This is a genomic window from Schaalia dentiphila ATCC 17982 (genome assembly GCF_000154225.1).
Lineage (GTDB): Bacteria > Actinomycetota > Actinomycetes > Actinomycetales > Actinomycetaceae > Pauljensenia > Pauljensenia dentiphila.
On sequence record NZ_DS264586.1, the window covers coordinates 981,913 to 1,000,497 of the forward strand.

General features: G+C 66.7%; 19 protein-coding genes, 2 tRNA genes and 1 other RNA gene. 13 read left to right on the forward strand and 9 right to left on the reverse strand.

Going from position 1 to position 18,585, the window contains the following annotated elements; genetic code table 11:
* Positions 1-30: 30 nt before the first annotated feature.
* On the forward strand, positions 31-477 hold the full coding sequence (locus tag ACTODO_RS04170; RefSeq protein WP_003791775.1) for a hypothetical protein: 447 nt from the start codon (positions 31-33) through the stop codon (positions 475-477).
* A gap of 90 nt (positions 478-567) precedes the next feature.
* A tRNA-Ser gene (locus tag ACTODO_RS04175) sits at positions 568-655 on the forward strand.
* A 319-nt stretch (positions 656-974) separates the two neighbouring features.
* On the opposite strand, the gene ACTODO_RS04180 is transcribed toward ACTODO_RS04175, so the two are convergent.
* Positions 975-1,538, reverse strand: a complete 564-nt coding sequence (locus tag ACTODO_RS04180) for a YbaK/EbsC family protein (protein ID WP_003791777.1) — start codon at positions 1,536-1,538, stop codon at positions 975-977.
* A 163-nt stretch (positions 1,539-1,701) separates the two neighbouring features.
* On the opposite strand from ACTODO_RS04180, the gene ffs reads away from it, so the two are divergent.
* Both ffs and ACTODO_RS04185 read left to right on the forward strand, forming a co-directional pair.
* Positions 1,702-1,797: signal recognition particle sRNA small type (gene ffs / locus ACTODO_RS10515), an RNA gene on the forward strand.
* Between the two features lie 117 nt (positions 1,798-1,914).
* Positions 1,915-1,987 (forward strand) — tRNA-Arg (locus ACTODO_RS04185).
* Positions 1,988-2,818: 831 nt separating this feature from the next.
* On the opposite strand, the gene gluQRS is transcribed toward ACTODO_RS04185, so the two are convergent.
* Positions 2,819-3,733: a tRNA glutamyl-Q(34) synthetase GluQRS gene (gluQRS, locus tag ACTODO_RS04190; RefSeq protein WP_034512041.1), complete on the reverse strand. Its 915-nt coding sequence runs from the start codon at positions 3,731-3,733 to the stop codon at positions 2,819-2,821.
* Positions 3,734-3,812: 79 nt separating this feature from the next.
* On the opposite strand from gluQRS, the gene ACTODO_RS04195 reads away from it, so the two are divergent.
* The 5 genes from ACTODO_RS04195 to ACTODO_RS04215 all read left to right on the forward strand — a co-directional run bounded on the left by ACTODO_RS04195 (position 3,813) and on the right by ACTODO_RS04215 (position 7,451).
* A complete protein-coding gene (locus ACTODO_RS04195; protein WP_003791781.1) occupies positions 3,813-4,277 on the forward strand; it encodes a fluoride efflux transporter FluC in 465 nt (154 codons plus the stop codon).
* Entirely contained in the window at positions 4,274-4,645 is a 372-nt protein-coding gene (locus ACTODO_RS04200) for a fluoride efflux transporter FluC (protein ID WP_003791783.1), read from the forward strand. Before ACTODO_RS04195 ends, ACTODO_RS04200 begins: the two co-directional genes overlap by 4 nt.
* Positions 4,646-4,795: 150 nt before the next feature.
* Positions 4,796-5,818, forward strand: a complete 1,023-nt coding sequence (locus tag ACTODO_RS04205) for a methionine ABC transporter ATP-binding protein (RefSeq protein WP_034512044.1) — start codon at positions 4,796-4,798, stop codon at positions 5,816-5,818.
* A complete protein-coding gene (locus tag ACTODO_RS04210; RefSeq protein ID WP_003791786.1) occupies positions 5,815-6,546 on the forward strand; it encodes a methionine ABC transporter permease in 732 nt (243 codons plus the stop codon). The genes ACTODO_RS04205 and ACTODO_RS04210 overlap by 4 nt, the downstream gene beginning before the upstream one ends.
* A gap of 71 nt (positions 6,547-6,617) precedes the next feature.
* Positions 6,618-7,451: a MetQ/NlpA family ABC transporter substrate-binding protein gene (locus ACTODO_RS04215; protein ID WP_003791789.1), complete on the forward strand. Its 834-nt coding sequence runs from the start codon at positions 6,618-6,620 to the stop codon at positions 7,449-7,451.
* A gap of 90 nt (positions 7,452-7,541) precedes the next feature.
* Here the strand turns inward: ACTODO_RS04215 and ACTODO_RS04220 are convergent, their stop codons facing one another.
* From ACTODO_RS04220 to ACTODO_RS11050, 3 genes are all read right to left on the reverse strand, one after another.
* Positions 7,542-8,096 carry a YagU family protein gene (locus ACTODO_RS04220; RefSeq protein ID WP_003791790.1) on the reverse strand — a complete coding sequence of 185 codons (555 nt, stop codon included), beginning with the start codon at positions 8,094-8,096 and terminating at the stop codon, positions 7,542-7,544.
* A 240-nt stretch (positions 8,097-8,336) separates the two neighbouring features.
* A complete protein-coding gene (gene upp, locus ACTODO_RS04225) occupies positions 8,337-8,975 on the reverse strand; it encodes a uracil phosphoribosyltransferase (protein ID WP_003791792.1) in 639 nt (212 codons plus the stop codon).
* Positions 8,976-8,984: 9 nt separating this feature from the next.
* The gene (locus tag ACTODO_RS11050; RefSeq protein WP_279625064.1) at positions 8,985-9,116 is read right to left on the reverse strand and encodes a hypothetical protein; all 132 of its coding nucleotides are present in this window, start codon (positions 9,114-9,116) and stop codon (positions 8,985-8,987) included.
* A 72-nt stretch (positions 9,117-9,188) separates the two neighbouring features.
* On the opposite strand from ACTODO_RS11050, the gene tadA reads away from it, so the two are divergent.
* Together tadA and ACTODO_RS04235 are read left to right on the forward strand one after the other, a co-directional pair.
* Positions 9,189-10,520 (forward strand): tRNA adenosine(34) deaminase TadA, encoded by a 1,332-nt coding sequence (gene tadA / locus ACTODO_RS04230; RefSeq protein WP_081445773.1) that lies wholly within the window; start codon positions 9,189-9,191, stop codon positions 10,518-10,520.
* 1 nt (position 10,521) lies between these two features.
* Positions 10,522-11,013 (forward strand): MogA/MoaB family molybdenum cofactor biosynthesis protein, encoded by a 492-nt coding sequence (locus ACTODO_RS04235; protein WP_003791801.1) that lies wholly within the window; start codon positions 10,522-10,524, stop codon positions 11,011-11,013.
* 70 nt (positions 11,014-11,083) lie between these two features.
* Here the strand turns inward: ACTODO_RS04235 and moaC are convergent, their stop codons facing one another.
* From moaC to ACTODO_RS04255, 4 genes are all read right to left on the reverse strand, one after another.
* Positions 11,084-11,566 (reverse strand): cyclic pyranopterin monophosphate synthase MoaC, encoded by a 483-nt coding sequence (gene moaC, locus ACTODO_RS04240; RefSeq protein ID WP_003791807.1) that lies wholly within the window; start codon positions 11,564-11,566, stop codon positions 11,084-11,086.
* Positions 11,567-11,602: 36 nt separating this feature from the next.
* Complete coding sequence (locus tag ACTODO_RS04245) at positions 11,603-12,880, reverse strand: molybdopterin molybdotransferase MoeA (protein ID WP_003791809.1); 1,278 nt, start codon at positions 12,878-12,880, stop codon at positions 11,603-11,605.
* Positions 12,881-13,237: 357 nt separating this feature from the next.
* Positions 13,238-14,254 (reverse strand): endonuclease domain-containing protein, encoded by a 1,017-nt coding sequence (locus ACTODO_RS04250; RefSeq protein WP_003791810.1) that lies wholly within the window; start codon positions 14,252-14,254, stop codon positions 13,238-13,240.
* Between the two features lie 438 nt (positions 14,255-14,692).
* On the reverse strand, positions 14,693-15,733 hold the full coding sequence (locus ACTODO_RS04255) for a zinc-binding dehydrogenase (protein WP_034512048.1): 1,041 nt from the start codon (positions 15,731-15,733) through the stop codon (positions 14,693-14,695).
* Positions 15,734-15,910: 177 nt separating this feature from the next.
* Here ACTODO_RS04255 and moaA point away from each other — a divergent pair, with 177 nt between their 5' ends.
* Positions 15,911-16,975, forward strand: coding sequence for a GTP 3',8-cyclase MoaA (moaA, locus tag ACTODO_RS04260; RefSeq protein ID WP_003791813.1), 1,065 nt, complete (start codon positions 15,911-15,913; stop codon positions 16,973-16,975).
* Between the two features lie 224 nt (positions 16,976-17,199).
* Positions 17,200-18,552 (forward strand): MFS transporter, encoded by a 1,353-nt coding sequence (locus ACTODO_RS04265; protein ID WP_003791816.1) that lies wholly within the window; start codon positions 17,200-17,202, stop codon positions 18,550-18,552.
* Positions 18,553-18,585 lie beyond the last annotated feature (33 nt).

Sequence of the window (18,585 nt, forward strand, 5' to 3'; positions counted from 1 at the left end):
TGCCCCTCCCGTTATGGAATAGTGGAGCACATGAGTCAGCCGTCCTCGAACATCGCCCCCGCCGTCTCGAGCGTGCCCTGGGCGACCCCGGATGCGACCTCGTCGATGGATGCGCCGGGCGACCGCTTCGGATACGCGCCGGGCCGCCTTCGCGTCCCCAGCGCCGACCTCTCGGGGCCCACGTTCCCCGGGACGCAGTACGTAGATGTTGCTGCGATCTTCGCCGACGGTGGCTACAACTCGCCCAAGCCGATTGGGAATCCCCTCGCGAAGGCTGCCCTGTGGGTCAGCGTCTTCGGAATTTTCTTCCTTCCGATTGTCGTCTCGGTCGTCCTTGCGATCATTGCCCTCGTGCAGGCGCAAAACCTGCCCGGCCGCGTCGGCGCGCGCGAAGCCATCGCAGCCCTCGCATTCGACAGCATCCTGATCGGCGGCGCCGTGATCTTCTATCTGATTGGCTTTTCTGGGCTCTTCTAAGGGGTTCGTGCCGCGCTGTGACCTGCTCCATTGGCTAGGATTGGCGCTGAGAGCCTTTTGTCGCTTATGATTGTCCGGCACGATGTGCACGGAGGATTCGCCTAGTGGCCTATGGCGCACGCTTGGAAAGCGTGTTGGGTGCAAGCCCTCGGGGGTTCGAATCCCCCATCCTCCGCCACCGGACCCCGGGACCGCTTCAGGTTCCGGGGTTTTTGTTGCCTGTGGCGTCGCGTGTTGTTGCTTGTGGTGCCGCTGGTGTTCCGGGCGTCGTCGGGCCCGGCCGCTGTGTGTGCCGGTGGGCGGCGGCCCGCCCGCTCGCCGTCCGCGCCGCGAGCTTCGCTCGGCGCGTCGTCTCGAAGCCCGGCCAGGCCCTGCCGCCGCCCACCGGCACCGCGGCCAGGCCCTCCGGCGCCCTCCACACCGGCGGCGCTTGTGGTGCTGTGTGCACCGGCCGCTAATCGGGCGGTTCCGCGCTGCTGAGCCCAGGCCTCGTCCCCTTAGACTCCGAGGCCCTCGATGATCTCTGCGCCCGGGAGCGCGGCCAGGACCTCGCCCGTCACGAACAGCTTTGAGCGGCGCAGGCCCGAGCCGATGCAGCTCCATCCGACCGCGCACGCCGAGTCGATGAGGAGCCGCCATGAGCCGGGTATGCCCACCGGCGTGATGCCGCCGTACTCCATGCCCGACGCCTCCACCGCGCGTTCCTGCGGCCAGAAACTCGCCTTGCGCACGTCGAGGCGCTTCTTCACGACATGGTTGACGTCCGCGTTCGTCGTCGCGCGCACGACGCACGCCGCGATCCGCTCCTCGCCGGCGCGCTTGCCGGCCACCAGAATGCAGTTCGACGACAGTGCCAGGTCCATGCCGAACTCGCGCGTCATGACCTCCGTGTCCGCGAGCTCCGGGTCGATCGCGACAACCAGTGCGGACGAGGCCGTGGCCACTCCACGCTCGGCCAGCGCGGTCAGTGCAGCGGCGACGGGTGGGGCGAGCAGATCGAGATGGTCAAGTGCGGGTGCCGGCTCCAGTGAGCCGATGCGGGGAATGCTGATGTCGCTCATGGTCTCAGGGTAGGTCTGTTCGCCTTGGGTTGGTGGCGCCTGGTCAGTCCTTAAGCGTGTGTAACGATCGCCGTGTGAGCGGTGCGTGTGGGGTGTTTGTGTGAGGCTGGTGAGTTGCGGTCTTCGCAGCTGCGCGCATGGGGCGAAAACGTGTATGCTGGGGGCCGGTCCTCCGCGTGACGGTATCATCCGAACCTCCCCAGGGCAGGAATGCAGCAAGGATAAGGGTGCGCTGCCGGGTGCGCGGAGGATCTTTGTATATGCTGCTCGATCTTGGTCGGCTGCAGGATGTATTTCTTCGGTGTGGTTCAGGCCATAGCTCTTGATTTTGCATCCTGGTGAAGAGCGTGTAAGCTTATACCCAGCCAAACGGCAAGCGCCCGTAGCTCAATGGATAGAGCATCTGATTACGGTTCAGAAGGTTGGGGGTTCGAGTCCCTCCGGGCGCGCAGCGGCCCCCCTCGGTGCGATCCACCGGTGGGGGTTCTGCATTTCTACCAAGCACTCCCTTCGGGAGTGCTTTTTTCATGCCCATTTCGCGACTGTCACGGTCCCCGCGAGTCGGTTTCCTGTTTGATCCGAAATGACGCTCTCTCCGCAGCGGGTGTGCCTGACTGATGGCGCGACAGAACTCGCCCCACATGTTTCCTTCCGAGAGCCCCGCGACATAGTTCGCCCAATGCTGCCCCTTCAGTGGTACTCTCGCAAAAAAACTCGCCCTGCTCGACAAAAACCACTCATTTTGGGCTGTTTTGAGCGCGCTGCGCGAATTTTGTCGCGTTCTAGGGTGCATCCGTGCTGTGCTGGGCGAGTTTTTTTGCGTTCTGGGGCAACGGAGGCCATCGCTATGAAACCGGTGGCACCTTTGCGAGGGGGTGTGGGCGACTGAATGAAACCGACATCGCCTCTGCGAGCGAGAAACGCGCTCGAAACGGCCGAAAGTGGTGCGCAGAGGTGATGTGGGTTTCAGCGGCAGCGGAGCTTACCCGCGCAAAGGTGCTGTCGGTTTCAATCTGGTGGAAGTGCTCGCCGGTAGGGTGTCGCCGAATTCACCTGAGGTGGCTGCTGTGCCCGTGGGCGGTGGCGGGGTCTGGCCGGGCTTCGAGACGACACACCGAACCAGACAATAGCGACCCGGCCCCACTGGTGTGGAGGGCGCCGGAGGGGCCGGAGAGCACGGACGGTGAGCGGGCGGGCCGCCGCCCACGGGCACACAGAGCAGCCCGGAACAACCGTGGGGCTATAAGCAGCCCGGCCCAGCAGGCATGCGAAGCGAAACCTCAGGAACTGGGAGGTGTTACGACCCACGGCTCGGTTGGCAGGGAACGCAATCCTGTAATCCCCAGGGCATCCGCAATGTCGGAGGCGCAACGCGCCCTGGGCACTCCCAGGGACGACCCGATAAACGAAACGACGTCCTCGGTGGACCAGCCCAGGCCTCGTAGGTCAGAGAGGGTGACGGCGCCGTCGCGCTTGGCCAACCTGGCCCCTGAGGGCGCGAGTGCGAGGGGCACGTGCGCATACGTCGGCTCGGGGGCCCCAAGCAAGTGGGTGAGCTGCGCCTGCGCGGGCGCCTGGGAGAGCAGGTCGAAGCCACGCACGACCTGGTCGACGCCCTGGAACGCGTCGTCGACGACGGCCGCCAGGTTGTAGGCGGGCACGCCGTCCGCGCGGCGCACGACGAAGTGGTCGACAGCCCCCGTGTAGGAGCCGTGCAGCTCGTCGAACACGGTCCACTCGGGCGAGGGGGCGGCCAGGCGCAGCGCGGGGGCGCGCCCAGCGGCGGCCAAAGCCTCGCGTTTAGCCTCGCGCTCGGACTCGCTCAGCGTCAGGCAGGTGCCCGGGTAGTGGCCGGGCGGGACGTGCGGCGCGGAGGCGGCCTCGCGGATGTCGCGGCGGGTGCAGTAGCACTCGAAGATGAGTCCGCGCGCGGCCAGCGACGCCAGGGCAGCCTCGTGCGCGTCGGCCCGCTCGGTTTGGATGAGGGGCTCGCCGTCCCAGTCGACACCGATGGCCGCCAGGTCCTCGATCTGGCGCTTGGCGGACCCCGCGCGTTCGCGGTCGATGTCCTCGATGCGTAGGACGAATCGTCGCCCGGTCGTGCGCGCCCAGGCCCACGCGAGGATCGCGGTGCGCAGGTTTCCCAGGTGGAAGTCGCCCGTGGGGGAGGGCGCGAATCGTCCGGTGTTCGTCATGCGCCCAGTGTACGAGGCGGTGGCCGCCTCCCGGGATCCGTCTCCCCGGGTGGTGGCGCGGCGGGCGTACAGTGGGTGCATGGTGAGTTTTCGGGTGCCCGACTGGTTGGCGGTCTTCGTGGGTGGGGTCGTGGGGACGGCTGCGCGCGCCGGCTTGGACGAGGTCTCGAAGGCATCGCCTGTGCGCGGCCTCTTCCTGTCGTGGTCGACGCTGATGGTCAACGCCGTGGGTGCGTTCCTCCTGGGCGCGCTGGCCGCGTGGGTGGCGGGTCGCCTGGCGCGTGGAGCGGGGGATGCAGCCTCGCTGAAACTCCTAAAGCTCCTGGTCGGCACGGGTTTTGCGGGCGCGTTTACAACGTACGGGACGTACATTGTCGCGTCGGTGGGGTACGCCTCGCTCAATGGAATTGTCGAGGCCGTCTCTCAGTCCCTCGTTCTCCTGGCCCTGGGTGGTGCCTGTGCCTGGGCGGGGATGCGCGTCGGGGAGTGGCTGTGCGCCCCATCGGGCGCGCGCCCTGTCAGCGGTGAGGAGGGGCGAGCATGAGCGGATCGACCTTCCTGTTCGTGGCCCTGGCCGGTGGGGTAGGCGCGTGCGCCCGCTTCTGGCTGGATCGAGGGACTCAGCGAGCCCTGTCGTCGTGGGGTGAACCGGCGGGGGCGAAGCTCGGCATCCTGGTCGTCAACGTGATCGGGTGTTTCCTGGCCGGCGCGGCCACTCAGCTGGTGCCCGCAGGCCTCATGCCGATCGTGTCGACCGGGTTCCTCGGCGGCTTCACGACGTTTTCGACGGCGCTCGTGGACGCGGTGACCCTGTGGGCGGACGGGTTCCGGGGGCGCAGCCTCGCCCTGGCGCTCGGCACGTGGGCGGCCTCGTGGGGCGCTGCGCTCGCGGGCATTGCCTGTGCCGGATAGGCGTTTGTCGCGCAACTGAGGCCACCATGCGGGCTGATGGGTGAGGGTTTAGCCACGATACGGAGTTTTGTAACAGCATTCCGAGCGCTCGCGACGCTGGCCCTCATATGCTGATGTTGCGGGCCGTGCGGCCCAGTAACGGAGATGCACATGATTGACCTCACCGGGGTGTCTAAGGTCTACCCCGTGAAAAACGGCGGCACGGTCGTCGCGCTCGATGGGGTGAACCTGCACGTTGATCGCGGTTCGATCCACGGGATCGTCGGCCGCTCGGGCGCCGGTAAGTCCACGCTTATCCGCTGTCTGACGGCCCTGGAGAAGCCCACCGAGGGCCACATTGTCGTCGACGGCCTCGACCTGGCGACCCTGACGGGTTCCGCGCTGCGCGCCGCCCGTCGTCGCATCGGCATGGTCTTCCAAGCTGCGAACCTCCTGGACGCTCGCACCGCTGCCGACAACATCGGCTACCCGCTCAAGCTGGCGGGCGTGCCCGCCGCGAAGCGCCGTGAGCGCGTTGAGGAGCTCCTCTCGCTCGTGGGCCTCGAAGGCCGCGGCGATTCCTACCCGTCCCAGCTGTCGGGCGGCCAGCGTCAGCGCGTCGGCATCGCCCGCGCCCTGGCCGACAACCCCGCCGTTCTCCTGTGTGATGAGCCGACCAGCGCGCTTGACACCGAGTCGACCGCTCAGATCCTGTCGCTGCTGCGCCACGTGCGCGACGTCGCCGGCGTTACCGTCGTCATCATCACCCACGAGATGGCCGTTGTCCGCGAGATCTGCGACTCCGTGACCCTCCTCGGTCATGGCCAGGTCCTGCAGACCGGTACCCTCGAAGAGGTCGTGGCCGACCCCTCGACACCGCTGGCCCGCGAACTGGTCCCCATGCCGGTTGTCGATTCGGTTCCGACGGAATCCGCCGAGGGCCGCTTCGAACCGAACGCGGTGGGCACCGTCCTCCTCGACGTCGTCTTCACCTCGCACCCGGGCGTGCCCACGGGTGCCACGGTCCTGCGCCTGGCCTCGTCGATGGGCGCGGACGTGACCGCGGGAACCTTCGAGTCTCTCGGGAGCATGCAGGTGGGCCGCCTGGCCCTGACCGTGCCCGCGTACCACGCTGACAAGATCATCGAGCAGCTGCGCAAGAACAACGTCCACGCGGAAGTGAGGGACCAATGACCGCCGCACACACTGCCGCTCATGCGCTGGCGCTCCTGCCCGCAGGCAAAGGCGATCCGACGTGGTTTGACAACCCGGCCCTCACTGACAAGTTCGGTCCGGCAATCCTCGAGACCCTCATGATGACGGGCCTGTCCACGCTCTTCGCGGTCATCATTGGCACGCTCCTGGGCCTCCTCCTGGTCCAGACCGGCAAGGGTGGCCTCACCCCGAACAAGGGCGTGTACCAGGCCGTGTCCTTCGTCGTGAACATCGTGCGCTCCCTGCCCTTCATCATCGGCATCATCATGCTGATCCCGGTCACGAAGATGATTGTTGGCAAGTCCACGGGCTCGCTCGCGACCGTCGTGCCGCTCGTCATCCTCTCCGCGCCCTTCTTTGCGCGCCTCGTGGAGACGAACCTGTTGGCCGTCGATCCCGGCAAGATCGAGGCCGCCCAGATGATGGGTGCCTCCAACCGTCAGATCCGCTGGGGTGTCCTCATTCGCGAGGCCATGCCGGCCCTCATCCAGTCCATCACCACCCTGGCGATCACCCTGATCGGCTACTCCGCGATGGCGGGCGCCGTCGGCGGCGGCGGCCTGGGCCAGATGGCCATCAACTACGGCTACAACCGCTGGCAGGACGACGTCATGATCTCCACCGTCGTCGCCATCATCATCATCGTGCAGATCATCCAGCTGATCGGCGATCTCCTCTCGCGCCTGGTCGACCACCGCGCGCGCTGACAGACCCCGGTCAGGCCACCCCGGCCTCGGCCATCCATCCCATTCAGTACGCAGAAGAAAAGAGAAACACCATGCGTCACCGCTCTCTCGCAGCTATCGGCCTGGCGGCCGTTGCCACCCTGGGCCTGGCGGCCTGCGGCGGCGGCTCCTCCTCCTCGGATGCTTCCGGCTCTTCCTCGGACGTCGTCACCCTGACCGTGGGCGCGACCCCCTCGCCCCACGCGAAGATCCTCACCTACATCAACGACAACCTTGCCGCGGACGCGGGCATCAAGCTCGACATCGTTGAGTACACCGACTACGTCCAGCCCAACACCGCACTGAACGACGGCGACCTGGACGCCAACTTCTACCAGACCGTTCCCTACCTGGAGAACGCGGAGAAGCAGTTCGGCTACAACTTCGAGGCCGGCGAGGGCATCCACCTCGAGCCCCTCGGCGTGTTCTCCAACAAGCACAAGTCCCTCGATGAGCTGCCCGACGGCGGCACGATCGGCATCATCTCCGACACGGCCAACCAGTCCCGTGCGCTCGAGCTCCTGGCCACCCAGGGCCTCGTCTCGATCCCCGAGGGCGACGGCGACGTCAACATAAACACCGTCACCAAGCTGAAGAACTTCGACTTCCGTGAGGTCGAGGGCCCGCAGCTGGTCCGCTCGCTCGACGACTTCGACTATGCGGTCATCAACGGCAACTTTGCCCAGGAGGGTGGCAAGACCATCTCCGGTGACGCGCTCGTCGTCGAGTCCCCCGTGGACAACCCGGCCGTGAACGTCCTCGTGTGGAAGGGCGACTCCAAGAAGGTCGACGCCATCGCGAAGCTCGAGAAGCTCCTGCACTCCGATGAGGTCAAGCAGTACATCGAGAAGACCTGGTCGGACGGCTCGGTCATCCCGGCGTTCTGATCCACGAGGCCGAAAGGTTCGCATAGATAACGGGTGGGCCCCGGAACCATACGGTTCCGGGGCCCACCCGTCTGTCCGCGCAAGCGGCGATCAGTTGGTGCGAGACTCGAGTGGGAACTCGGCGTCCGGCTCGTGCGTGATGCGGTTACGCATGTCGCGGCGGAAGACTTCAATAGCCCACAGCCAGATGATGTGGCCGAGGAACTCGGAGAAGTGCTCCGCGAAAGGCTGGTTCCAGGGTGCCGGGACGGTGCCCATCAGCGGCATGAGGACGACGTGGAAGGCCACGTAGACGAAGATGCCGAAGGCAGCACCCTGCCAGAGCTTGATCTGCGGGAAGCGCTCGGCCAGCACACAGTAGAGAACCGCGAAGCCGATCGAGAACGCGAAGTGGACGATGAAGGAAACCCAGGGGAGTCCTTCGTTACCGTTGTAGGTGTAGGACAGGTGGGTGACGCTCTCCGGGAGGCCCAGCTGTTGGAGCAGTTCCTGGGGCGGGTTGGTGGCGTTGCGCTCGGGCGTACGCGGAGGCAGCGGCACCTCCCAGCCGAACTTCACGATCGCGGAGACGATGCCGCCGAGAACACCCGCGAGTGCTGCGACGCCATAGCGGCGGCGCTTGGGATTGGTCTGAATCAGTGCCATGTGACAAGCATGGAACGTACGCAGGGTGTTTTCGAGGCCTTGGGGTGCTTAGCGCTCAAGGTCACACACGGGTGTGATCAGGGAAAATGGGCCAAAATAGCTAATATGGTTAATTTGCGCCTTTATTGTTGAGTAAATGCGAGGGGTGGGCACGAGACTTTCGTCCCGCGCCCACCCCTCGTGTGGCATTAGCTGCGTCATATCCTCCAGCGCTGCGATGCGCGAGGGGCGCGTGCCTCGTCAGTCGACGATGCCGTACAGGCGGTCGCCCGCGTCGCCCAGGCCGGGGACGATGTACGACTTCTCGTTGAGGTGATCGTCGACGGCAGCGACAACGACGTTCACGTCGGCGCGATCGCCGATCGCGTCCTCAAGGGTGTTGATGCCCTCCGGAGCGGCCAGGATGCACACGCAGGTGACGTCCTTTGCGCCGCGCTCGAAGAGGTAGTTGGTGGCGGCGACCATGGTGTGGCCGGTGGCCAGCATTGGGTCCAGCACGAAGCACTGGCGGCCCGACAGGTCGTCCGGCAGGCGGTTCGCGTAGGTCTCGATCTCGAGGGTGTCGTCGTCGCGGCGCATGCCCAGGAAGCCGACCTCGGCGGTGGGCAGCATACGGGTCATGCCCTCGAGCATGCCCAGGCCTGCGCGCAGGACGGGGACCACGATCGGGCGAGGCTCGGAGAGCTTGAGGCCGACGGTGGGGGCGACCGGGGTCTGGATGGGGGTCTCGGTGACGGCCACTTCGCGCGTCGCCTCGTAGGCGAGCAGGGTGACCAGTTCGTCCACGAGCTGGCGGAACGTCGCCGACGGCGTTTCGCGATCGCGCAGGACGGTGAGCTTATGGGTGATGAGGGGGTGATTAGCTACGTGGAGGCGCATGGTTATAGGCTACCTTGTTCGTCCGCTGGCGCGCATCCAGTGTGTCGAAGACGAGGCCGTGGTCTCCTCGTCGCTTCCGCTGCGCCGGTCGGCGGCCAGGATCGGCAGCGTGTCGGGCCTCGTGTCAAACTCATTCGTCACACGAGCACCATGAGTCACTGTGGACTCCAACTACCCCAACAGTCGTTTGGCCGGTAAGCTAGGAGGGTGACCGTGAATGAGCAGTACCGCGAAGCAATGGGCAAGGCCCTCTTCCTGGCCAACCGCGCCCGCGAAACGGGGGACGTTCCCGTCGGAGCCGTCGTCGTCGACGAAAACGGCCGCATCATCGGACGCGGGTGGAACTGTCGCGAGGCTAACCATGATCCCGCAGGTCACGCCGAAATTGTCGCCCTGCGTGAGGCCGGCCGCTCCAGGGGTACCTGGCGCCTGACGGGCTGCACGCTCATCGTCACCCTTGAGCCCTGCACGATGTGTGCGGGCGCGATTCTCGCCTCTCGCATTGATCGCGTCGTCTTCGGCGCCTGGGACCCCAAGGCTGGCGCCGCCGGATCCCTACGCGACGTCCTGCGCGACGCCCGCATGCCGCACCCGACCGAGGTCATCGGCGGTGTCCTCGCCCAAGAGGCCGCCATGCAGCTGCGCTCCTTCTTCCTCAGCTGTCGCACGCCCAACGAGATGCCCGTCGTCCAAGCTCCCGTCCACGAGCCCAGCGACCTGGTCGCGCCCATCGTCGTCCCCTACGAGGAAGACGAGGCCCCCGAGCAGGTCCACGAGAAAGCCACCCACGATGAGGGCGTTCCCGCGCAGCTCGTTACCCCCGAGGCGCCGGCCGCTCCTGCCGTTCCCGCTCCTTCCGACGAAAACCCTCGCTCTGAAGCCTTCCCCGTGCCTCCCCAGCACGGTCGGGTCAGTCACCGTGGCACCGAGGCCTCGCCCCTGCCTCGTCGAGCAGGACGCCCCTTCTCCGAGCGTGTGTCCGGCAACGCCGACATCCCCGCAGGCTCCTCGCTCCAACCCGCTGCCCCCACTGCCCCCGTCTCGCAGCCGCCCTACCGTAGCGCCGCCCCCGTCCTGCCGGCGGTCTCGCCGAGCACGACGCGCGGTCCCATCACGCGCTCCGTCCCCCAGATTCGCCCCGTCCACGTGCGCCCCACCGCGTCCGTGCTCGAAGGCCTCTACACGCCCGCGCAGCCCGGCCGCCCCGTGGCTCAGCCGCTGCGCGCTAGCGCGCCCCGGCCTCGTCCTGCGGAGCCCGTCACCGCGCCCGCGTCCACGGAGCCGCCGGCCCCCGTCGTGCAGGCCGCACCCGCACCCGTCGAAGAGTCGCCCGCGCCGATCCCCGCGCCGCCCGCGTTCCCGCAGCGCGCCACCTCGCGACAGGGCGCGCGCCCGCAGCGCCCCCTCCCGCAGGCCTTCGAGCCCGAGCCCGCGCGCCGTGTCGACTACGAGCTGTCCCCGCGCCAGTTCAACGACGTTGACCCCATCACCTCCGGTATCCGCGTGCGCCGCTCCACCCGCCGCCGCGGCAACGCTCGTCACTGACGTGATCCCCGCGCGCGTCATCACGGTCTCGGACCGCTGCTCCGCTGGTCTCGCCGAGGACCTCTCCGGGCCCCTCGCCGCGCGCCTCCTCGCCGATCACGGCGTTGACGCCTCGGTCGTGATCGTCCCCGACGATGTCGACGCCATTCGCGCCGCTATCACTGCTGCCGTGGAGGATGGCGCCCGCTTCGTCTTCACGACCGGCGGCACCGGCATCTCTCCCCGCGACGTCACCCCCGAAGCCACCGAGCCGCTCCTCGTCACCCGCATCGACGGCCTCGCCGACGCGATCCGCCTCCGCGGCGAGGAAAAGATTGCCTCCGCTGCCCTGTCGCGAGGCCTCGTCGGCGTGACCGCGCGTTCCCCCGAGGGAGCCCTCGTCGTCAACGCGCCCGGCTCGCGCGGCGGTGTCTCCGATACGGTGGCCGTTATCGGCCCCCTCGTCGCTCACATCGTCGACCAGCTCGCGGGCGGCGACCATCCGCGCGCTTAGAAGCCTGAGATAGCAACGAAAAGGCCGCCCTGCATATACGCTGCGGGCGGCCTCCGCGTACAGTGGGGCGTCAGTCCTGCGGATCCTCCGGGCGCACCCAGTCGCCGCTGCGGCCGCCCGACTTCGCCACGATTTTCGCCTCGCGGATGCGGGCGGAGCGGTCCACGCCCTTGACCATGTCCACGATCGCGAGAGCCGCCACCGTCACCGAGGTCAGCGCCTCCATCTCCACGCCCGTGCGGTCGGCCGTGCGCACGGTCGCGCGAATCGCCACGTGATCGTCCTCCAGGCTCAGGTCCACCGCGCAGCCGTGCACGCCGATCGTGTGCGCGAGGGGCAGCAGCTCGGGGACGCGCTTCGCCGCCGAAATGCCGGCCACGCGCGCCACCGCCAGAACGTCGCCCTTCGGGACGGTGCCGTCACGCAGGGCCTGCATGACCTCGGGTGAGCAATCCACGCGGCACACGGCGCTCGCCTGGCGCACCGTCGGATTCTTCGCGGTCACGTCCACCATGTAGGCGGCGCCGTCCTCGTTCAGATGCGTAAACTTCACGGTTTTCCTCTCGTTAATTCTCTCTCTATGGTGGGGTCAGCCCACGAGCGGGACGACCGCCAGCTCCTGGCCGGGCTCGACCACCTCGACGTCCGGCGCGACCACGCCGATTGCCTCCGCGTTCGCAAGCGAGGCCACCAGGTGCGACTTCGACCCCAGGGGGTGCACCGGCTCCACCCAGCGGGCCCCGACCTCGTCTCCCTCCCCTGAGACGAAACGAAGCGGGATGAACTGCGTCTTTCCGGACGGGCAGTCCCAGCCTACGTGCGCGCGGGCGATCACGCCGCTGGGTACCGTTCCGCCGTGCTCGGGGGCGACGAGGCCGGACATGACCGCTAGCGCGCCCGCCACGTACATGTGGAACGTCGTAAAGACCGAGACCGGGTTGCCGGGCAGGCAGATGACCGGTGTCTCGCGGCCACCCGTGCCCACCTGCGTCGAGCCGACACCCTGCGGGCCGCCCGGCTGCTGCGCAACGTGGTGGAAGCCCGCGTCCGTGCCAAGCGTCAGGCGCACAACCTCGAAGGCTCCCGCCGAAATGCCGCCGGCCGTGAGGACGAGGTCAGCCTCCGGGGCCTCATCGAGGGCCGCCCGCAGCTCGGCTGGGGTGTCCCCCGTGCGCAGGTGCGCGACGATCTGCCCGCCGGCCTCTTCGACGAGGCCGCGCAGCAGGATGCCGTTTGAATCGGGAATCTGTCCGCGCTCGAGGGCCTCGCCGGCGCGCTTGAGCTCCGTGCCCGTCGACACGACGATGACGCGCGGGCGGGGCAGGACTGTGAGGGTGCCGTGGCCGACTGAGGCAGCAGCCGAGAGGGCTGTCCCGTCTAGGATTCGGCCGGCCTCCAGGACCGGGGAGCCTGCAGCGAGAGCCTCGCCCGCCACACGCACATTCGCGCCCAGCTTCGGGGCGACGCGGATCTCGACGGTGTCGGGTGCCTGAGCGATGCCCGCCGCGTGGTCCGTGTCCTCGACTTTCACGACGGTGTCCGCGCCTTCGGGGATCGGCGCGCCCGTCATGATGCGCCACGCCTGCCCCCGCTCGAGGTGATTCTCGCGGGTGTCTCCCGCCGGAATGTCGCCGGCGACCGGCAGAGTCCACGGGCCCTCACCCTCAAGGTCCTCGCGGCGCACCGCGAACCCGTCCATTGCGGAGTTCGTGAACGGAGGGAGGGGGATCAGAGAGGAAACGTCGACCGCCAGGCGGCGACCCAAACATTCCTCGACGGGGAGCGTCTCGTGGGGGAGGACGTGGCTGAGTGCCAGGGCCTCGATCAGCTCGCGATGCTGAGCGGTAGACAGGGCGGGATCGTGCATGTGTCCAGTGTAGGACCAGGTGGGGTGGGCGAGGCGTGTGGGGGCCGCTGAGCGCCCGCTCAGCCGTGACGTGTAGAGGACCGTCGGGTCGGGGAGGCGCGCGGGGGCAGGTCAGGCCAGAGCGTCGGTCCCGGTCCTGAGGGGAGATGATGGTCGGGCGGTTGAACGTGGCCGTCCGTCTCGCGTCCGCTGCACGAGGCATAGGCTGGGTTGGATCGTTGCGGCTCATTTCAGCGACCTGGATATGGATGTCGGGGGGATTTGCGCCATCCAAGGGTTCGACACGCCGGCGACATGCCGTTGGAAGGCTTCGCATGGCGCAAATCCCCCCGTTGGGTCGACAGCTCTCACGTCGTCTCAGCCCAGGCGTGCGGCAAGCGCCGCGCGGACCTGCGCAATGAGCTCGTCTGGATGCTCCAGATCATGCCAGCCGACACGGATGATGTGCCAGCCCTCGGCCTCAAGGTGGCGTTGGCGCTCGCGCTCGCGGGAAAGTGAGGAGTGGATGCTGCGGGCGTCGTCACCGTATTTTGCGCGCCCGTCGAACTCAATGCCGACTTTCTCGGCGGGAAATGCGCAGTCGATGAAGTAACGACGGCCCCTCGTGTGCACCTCGACCTGTGTGCGCATGCCTGTCAGGTCCGCTGCACACAGCTCGTACAGTACGCGTGCTTCTCCGGGTGAGGCACACCCGGCATCTGCGTGGGTGATGATCCACTGTGCTTGAGAGCGGCCCCGAGCACCATTGCCAAGACGCGTGAGCTCTGCGCTCAATAACTCCTTCCAATACTTCTCGTGTCTACGTGAGTCTCTGAGACGGAAGTTATCGAAGTGTGTGAAGGCGTTGCCGATCACGCAGATCTGGGCGAAGGCGGCTCTCTGGTTCGGTGAGGTCCGTGCGACGGTAATCTGCGCGGCTTCGAGGTTCTCAATGAGGAGTCCTCGCGCATTGTCTGCGCGTGGGAGGTGATGAACGTGTGTCGGCTTGACCGTTACCGACGGGAACGAGTGAGGTCCGATTGTTGTGGAGGGGATGCTGATTGGTCGAATCGATGAACGTGTGGCAACCGTGATGGGTGGAAGCACGGGATCACTTCCATAGCCGTGCACCCACAGAGCGCACTGGCCGGTGATCACCATGGCTCGGTGTGTGTGCGTAAGGTGGAAGAGGCGTGCGGCGAGCACGACCTGCGGTAGCTGACGTGTGTCTATATCCGTTAGGCGCGCAAGGTCGAGGTAGGTCTTGCCTGCGATGTTCACAGCCGCCGGTATCTTCGTGAGGCCGTGGTGGCTGGATCGCGGCACGCGAATGATCGCCCGTTCAACGGCGTTGAGGATGAAAGGAGCGTCGTTGCCCCTGTCTTCTTGTTTCATGAGTGAATTCTAGTGCAATAGCTGTCAGTTCGTTGCAGTTTGAATCTTCTGATTTTGTTTGATTACTGAGACGTCCTCGTGCGTTGTGGTGGGGCGCGGGCAGGGGCGTAGGTGCGGCGTTCGTGCCCGGTGTGACGAGGTGTGCGCCGGGTTGGGCGGTTGCGGCAAGTTTCAACGGCCTGGATATGGATGTCGGGGGGATTTGCGCCATCCAGGGGTTCGACACGCCGGCGACACGCCGTTGGAAGGCTCCGCATGGCGCAAATCCCCCATTGCGGAGTGGCGATTGGCGACGTTGCCTGTAAACGACCCCAGGCAGCCCCGCGCGGCGGCGGGGCTGCCCGGGCAACGAAGCTGTGCAGCATGTGACTGCACGGGCTCGGATGTTACGTCAGCGTTCGCGGCTGAAAGCCACGAGGCTGCTGTCGCGCAACAGAATCAGACGGTGAGCATCACCTTCGTGGCGCGACGCTCGTCCATCGCTGCGTAGCCCTCGGCGGCCTGCTCAAGCGGCAGGACCAGATCGAAGACAGCCCCCGGATTGATCTCGCCACGGTAGATCAGATCGATCATGGTGGGCAGATACTTGCGCACGGCCGCAGGGCCGCCGAACATATGGACCTCTGCGCCAAACATGCGGCCCATGTCCAAGGAGACGCCGTGAGGAACGCCCACGAAGGACAGGTGACCACCGGGACGCACGCAGCCGAGAGCCTGATCGAAGGATGCCTCATTGCCGACCGCCTCAACGACGCCGTCGGCGCCCAGGCCGTCGGTCAGTTCCTTGATGCGGGCGATGCCCTCCTCGCCGCGCTCTTCGACGATGTCGGTCGCACCGAACTGGCGGGCCAGTGCCTGGCGGTCCGCGTGGCGCGACATCGCGATGATGCGGGACGCGCCCAGCTGCTTGGCGCCGATGATCGCGCCCAGGCCCACGGCCCCGTCACCCACGACGACGACGGTCTTCCCGGGGGCGGCCCCAGCCTCGTCGGCGGCGAACCAGCCGGTGCCGAGGACATCGGAGGCGGCCAGGAGCGAGGGGAGCTGCTCGGGTGTGGGGGGTGCAGGGGTCTTCACCAGCGTGCCGTCTGCGAGGGCAATGCGGGCGTACTCGGCCTGGGTGCCGCCGGCGCGCATGCCGACGAAGGCGTCGCCCTGGGTGGCTGCGGTCGTGCAGCGCGAGGGGTAGCCGGAGCGGCAGGTCGCGCATTCGCCGCAGGAGATGCAGAAGGAGCCGACGACGAAGTCACCGGGCTCGACGGTCGTGACGGCCTCGCCCACCTCGACGACGGTTCCGACGTACTCGTGGCCCATGCGCTGCTCGTGGACCGGCTCCGATCCGCGGTAGGACCACAGGTCCGAGCCGCAGATGCAGGTGGCAGCCAGCTTGATGATCGCGTCCGTGGGCTCCAGGATGATCGGCATCAGCATCTCTTCGACGGTGACGTTGCCGGGTTCGTGCATGACGACGGCGCGCATGATTCTCCTCATGATTGGCGCATTGGTCGTAGGGCAACGGTACTCCTCACGTCCAGCTGCTCGGCAGTGCTGGACACTGTCTCCTTTCCCTCAGCGACGAGGCAGGGGCGGCGTCTTGCCGTTCGTGCTCGGTTTTTCGAGGGGCGAACACCGGGCAAATCGGGGTAGGGTTGCGCCATGTCTGTCGAGTTCGTTTCCGCCTCTCAGGCGGCAGATGCGGTGGCGTGTGACGCGCCGCTGCGGCTCGTCGACACCTTCGGGCGCGTTGCCCGCGACCTGCGCGTGTCGCTCACCGACCGCTGCAACCTGCGCTGTTCCTACTGCATGCCCCCCGAAGGCTTGGACTGGCTGCCCACTGAGGAAACGCTGACGGACGACGAGGTCTGCCGCCTCGTGCGCGTTGGCGTCGAGCGGCTCGGGATCCGCCAGGTCCGCTTCACCGGCGGGGAACCCCTCCTGCGCCGAGGTCTCGAGGGGATCATCGAAGCATGCTCCCACCTGCGCACCGACGAGGGAAACCCCCTCGATCTGGCCCTCACGACGAACGCGCTCGGCCTGGCCAAGCGCGCCCAGGGCCTGAAGGACGCTGGCCTGAACCGCGTCAACATTTCGCTTGATTCTCTGGACCCCGAGCACTTCGCGGCGATCACCCGCCGCGACCGCCTCGGCGACGTCCTGGAGGGCATCGAGGCCGCCGCCCGCGCGGGCCTGAGCCCGATCAAGGTCAACGCCCTCGTGCTGCGCGGCATGAACGAGGCCGACCTGCCCGACCTGGTCGACTACTGCCTGGACCGGGGCATCGAGCTGCGCGTTATTGAGCAGATGCCGATCGGCCCGCCGGACACATGGGATCGTCAGAACATCATGACGGCCGACGAGATCCTGCACATCATGAGCACTCGCCACACGCTGACCCCCGCGCCCCGCGAGGATCCGCATTCCCCTGCGGGACGCTGGATCGTGGACGGTGACCCGACGAAGCGCCTCGGCGTCATCGCCTCCGTGTCCGACCCCTTCTGTAGCGCGTGCGACCGCACCCGCCTGACCTCGGACGGCATGGTGCGTTCATGCCTGTTCTCCACCGAGGAGACCTCGCTGCGTGACCTGCTGCGCGGCGGCGGGGACGATGCGCAGATCGCCGCCCGATGGGCCGACGCGATGTGGGCGAAGCCGGCCGCGCACGGGCTCAATATCGACACCTTTGCTCGTGCGTCGCGCACCATGAGCCGTATTGGTGGGTAAGCTCCCACTAATTTCGTGATACCGATGTTTTCTAACAGCGGTTAATTGCTTGTTTGTCGTCGGGTATAACGTCCCTAGCGGCAAGACTTTTCCTAGTTCTTGCAAGGGTGATGCACGTCCCAATGTGTTCTTGTGGGTTACGTCATTTCAATTGGTAGCCTCCTTGTTAGAGAATGTCCGGCGCATGCCCGCGCTCGGACGTCCCTTTCAACCCGAGGAGAGCCATGAGCGCGACCGAACCCGCGGCCAAGAAGAGCCGCTACCTGCTCACTGACTGGAACCCCAACGACGAATCCAAGTGGGACTCGAAGCTTGCGTGGCGCACGCTGTGGATCACGACCTACTCGCTGATCCTGGCCTTCTGCGTGTGGTTCCTGCCCAGCGCGATCGCGCCGAAGCTGACGCTTCTCGGCTTCATTCTGGACAAGTCGCAGCTCTACTGGCTCACCGCTCTGCCTGGCCTGGCCGCAGGCATCCTGCGCCTCATCTACATGTTCCTGCCCCCGCTCCTCGGCACCCGCAAGCTCGTGGGTATCACCTCCCTGCTGTGCGTCATTCCGATGCTCGGCTGGTTCTACGTTGTTCAGGACAACACGACCCCCTACTGGGTCCTGCTGACCCTGGCCTTCATGTGTGGCATCGGCGGCGGCGCATTCTCCGGCTACATGCCCTCCACCGGCTACTTTTTCCCCAAGCGTCTCTCCGGCACGGCCCTCGGCCTGCAGGGCGGCATCGGTAACCTCGGCATCTCCGTCATCCAGCTGGTCGGCCCCATCCTCATGGGCTTCGGCCTCTTCGGCATGACCTGGCTGGCTCCGCAGACGCAGGCCACCGGTGACCACGCTGGTGAGCACATCTGGGTCTACAACGCCGCAGCCTTCTTCATCCCGTGGTGCCTCGTCGCCGCGATCCTCGCCTTCATCTGGCTGCGCGACGTGCCCGTCAAGGCCAACATCAAGCAGCAGCTGGATATCTTTTCCAACCCCAACACCTGGTACATGACGATTCTCTACGTCATGACCTTCGGCCTCTTCTCCGGCTTCTCCGCCGTCTTCGGCCTGCTCATCAACAACCAGTTTGGCCGCGAGTCCACCCTCGCCCTGCCGGTCCTGGGTGCCACCTTCGCCTTCCTCGGCCCCCTCATCGGCTCGATCATCCGCATGTCCTGGGGCATCTTCTGCGACCGCATGGGCGGCGCCATCTGGACCTTCATCTCCGGCGTCGGCATGGCCATCACGCTGGCCGGTATCGCCTGGGTCCTGTACAACCCCACCGGTTGGACCGACTTCTACATCTTCATGGCGCTCATGCTCACCATGTTCCTGTTCTCCGGCTTCGGTAACGCCGGTACTTTCAAGCAGATGCCGATGATCATGCCGGCCCGCCAGGCTGGCGGCGCCATCGGCTTCACCTCCGCCATCGCATCCCTCGGCCCCTTCCTCGTCGGCGTCGCCCTCTCCGCGGTCGGCACCGGTGGCGCATGGGCCCTCTTCCTGGGCTGCTCAATCTTCTGCGCCCTGTGCTCGGTCCTATGCTGGGTCATGTACACGCGCAAGAACGCCCCGTTCCCCGGCTGATCCGCCCGGCACTGCGTGGTGCCGATGGACCTG

Coding starts and splice junctions, on each gene's coding strand:
- moaA (WP_003791813.1), top strand. CDS start 15,911: ATGTCTGTCGAGTTCGTTTCCGCCTCTCAGGCGGCAGATGCGGTGGCG.
- upp (WP_003791792.1), bottom strand. CDS start 8,975: ATGCGCCTCCACGTAGCTAATCACCCCCTCATCACCCATAAGCTCACC.
- ACTODO_RS04215 (WP_003791789.1), top strand. CDS start 6,618: ATGCGTCACCGCTCTCTCGCAGCTATCGGCCTGGCGGCCGTTGCCACC.
- ACTODO_RS04180 (WP_003791777.1), bottom strand. CDS start 1,538: ATGAGCGACATCAGCATTCCCCGCATCGGCTCACTGGAGCCGGCACCC.
- ACTODO_RS04245 (WP_003791809.1), bottom strand. CDS start 12,880: ATGCACGATCCCGCCCTGTCTACCGCTCAGCATCGCGAGCTGATCGAG.
- ACTODO_RS04220 (WP_003791790.1), bottom strand. CDS start 8,096: ATGGCACTGATTCAGACCAATCCCAAGCGCCGCCGCTATGGCGTCGCA.
- ACTODO_RS04210 (WP_003791786.1), top strand. CDS start 5,815: ATGACCGCCGCACACACTGCCGCTCATGCGCTGGCGCTCCTGCCCGCA.
- ACTODO_RS04200 (WP_003791783.1), top strand. CDS start 4,274: ATGAGCGGATCGACCTTCCTGTTCGTGGCCCTGGCCGGTGGGGTAGGC.
- ACTODO_RS04265 (WP_003791816.1), top strand. CDS start 17,200: ATGAGCGCGACCGAACCCGCGGCCAAGAAGAGCCGCTACCTGCTCACT.
- ACTODO_RS04255 (WP_034512048.1), bottom strand. CDS start 15,733: ATGCGCGCCGTCGTCATGCACGAACCCGGCAACGTCACCGTCGAAGAG.
- ACTODO_RS04205 (WP_034512044.1), top strand. CDS start 4,796: ATGATTGACCTCACCGGGGTGTCTAAGGTCTACCCCGTGAAAAACGGC.
- ACTODO_RS04170 (WP_003791775.1), top strand. CDS start 31: ATGAGTCAGCCGTCCTCGAACATCGCCCCCGCCGTCTCGAGCGTGCCC.
- gluQRS (WP_034512041.1), bottom strand. CDS start 3,733: ATGACGAACACCGGACGATTCGCGCCCTCCCCCACGGGCGACTTCCAC.
- ACTODO_RS04195 (WP_003791781.1), top strand. CDS start 3,813: ATGGTGAGTTTTCGGGTGCCCGACTGGTTGGCGGTCTTCGTGGGTGGG.
- ACTODO_RS04250 (WP_003791810.1), bottom strand. CDS start 14,254: ATGAAACAAGAAGACAGGGGCAACGACGCTCCTTTCATCCTCAACGCC.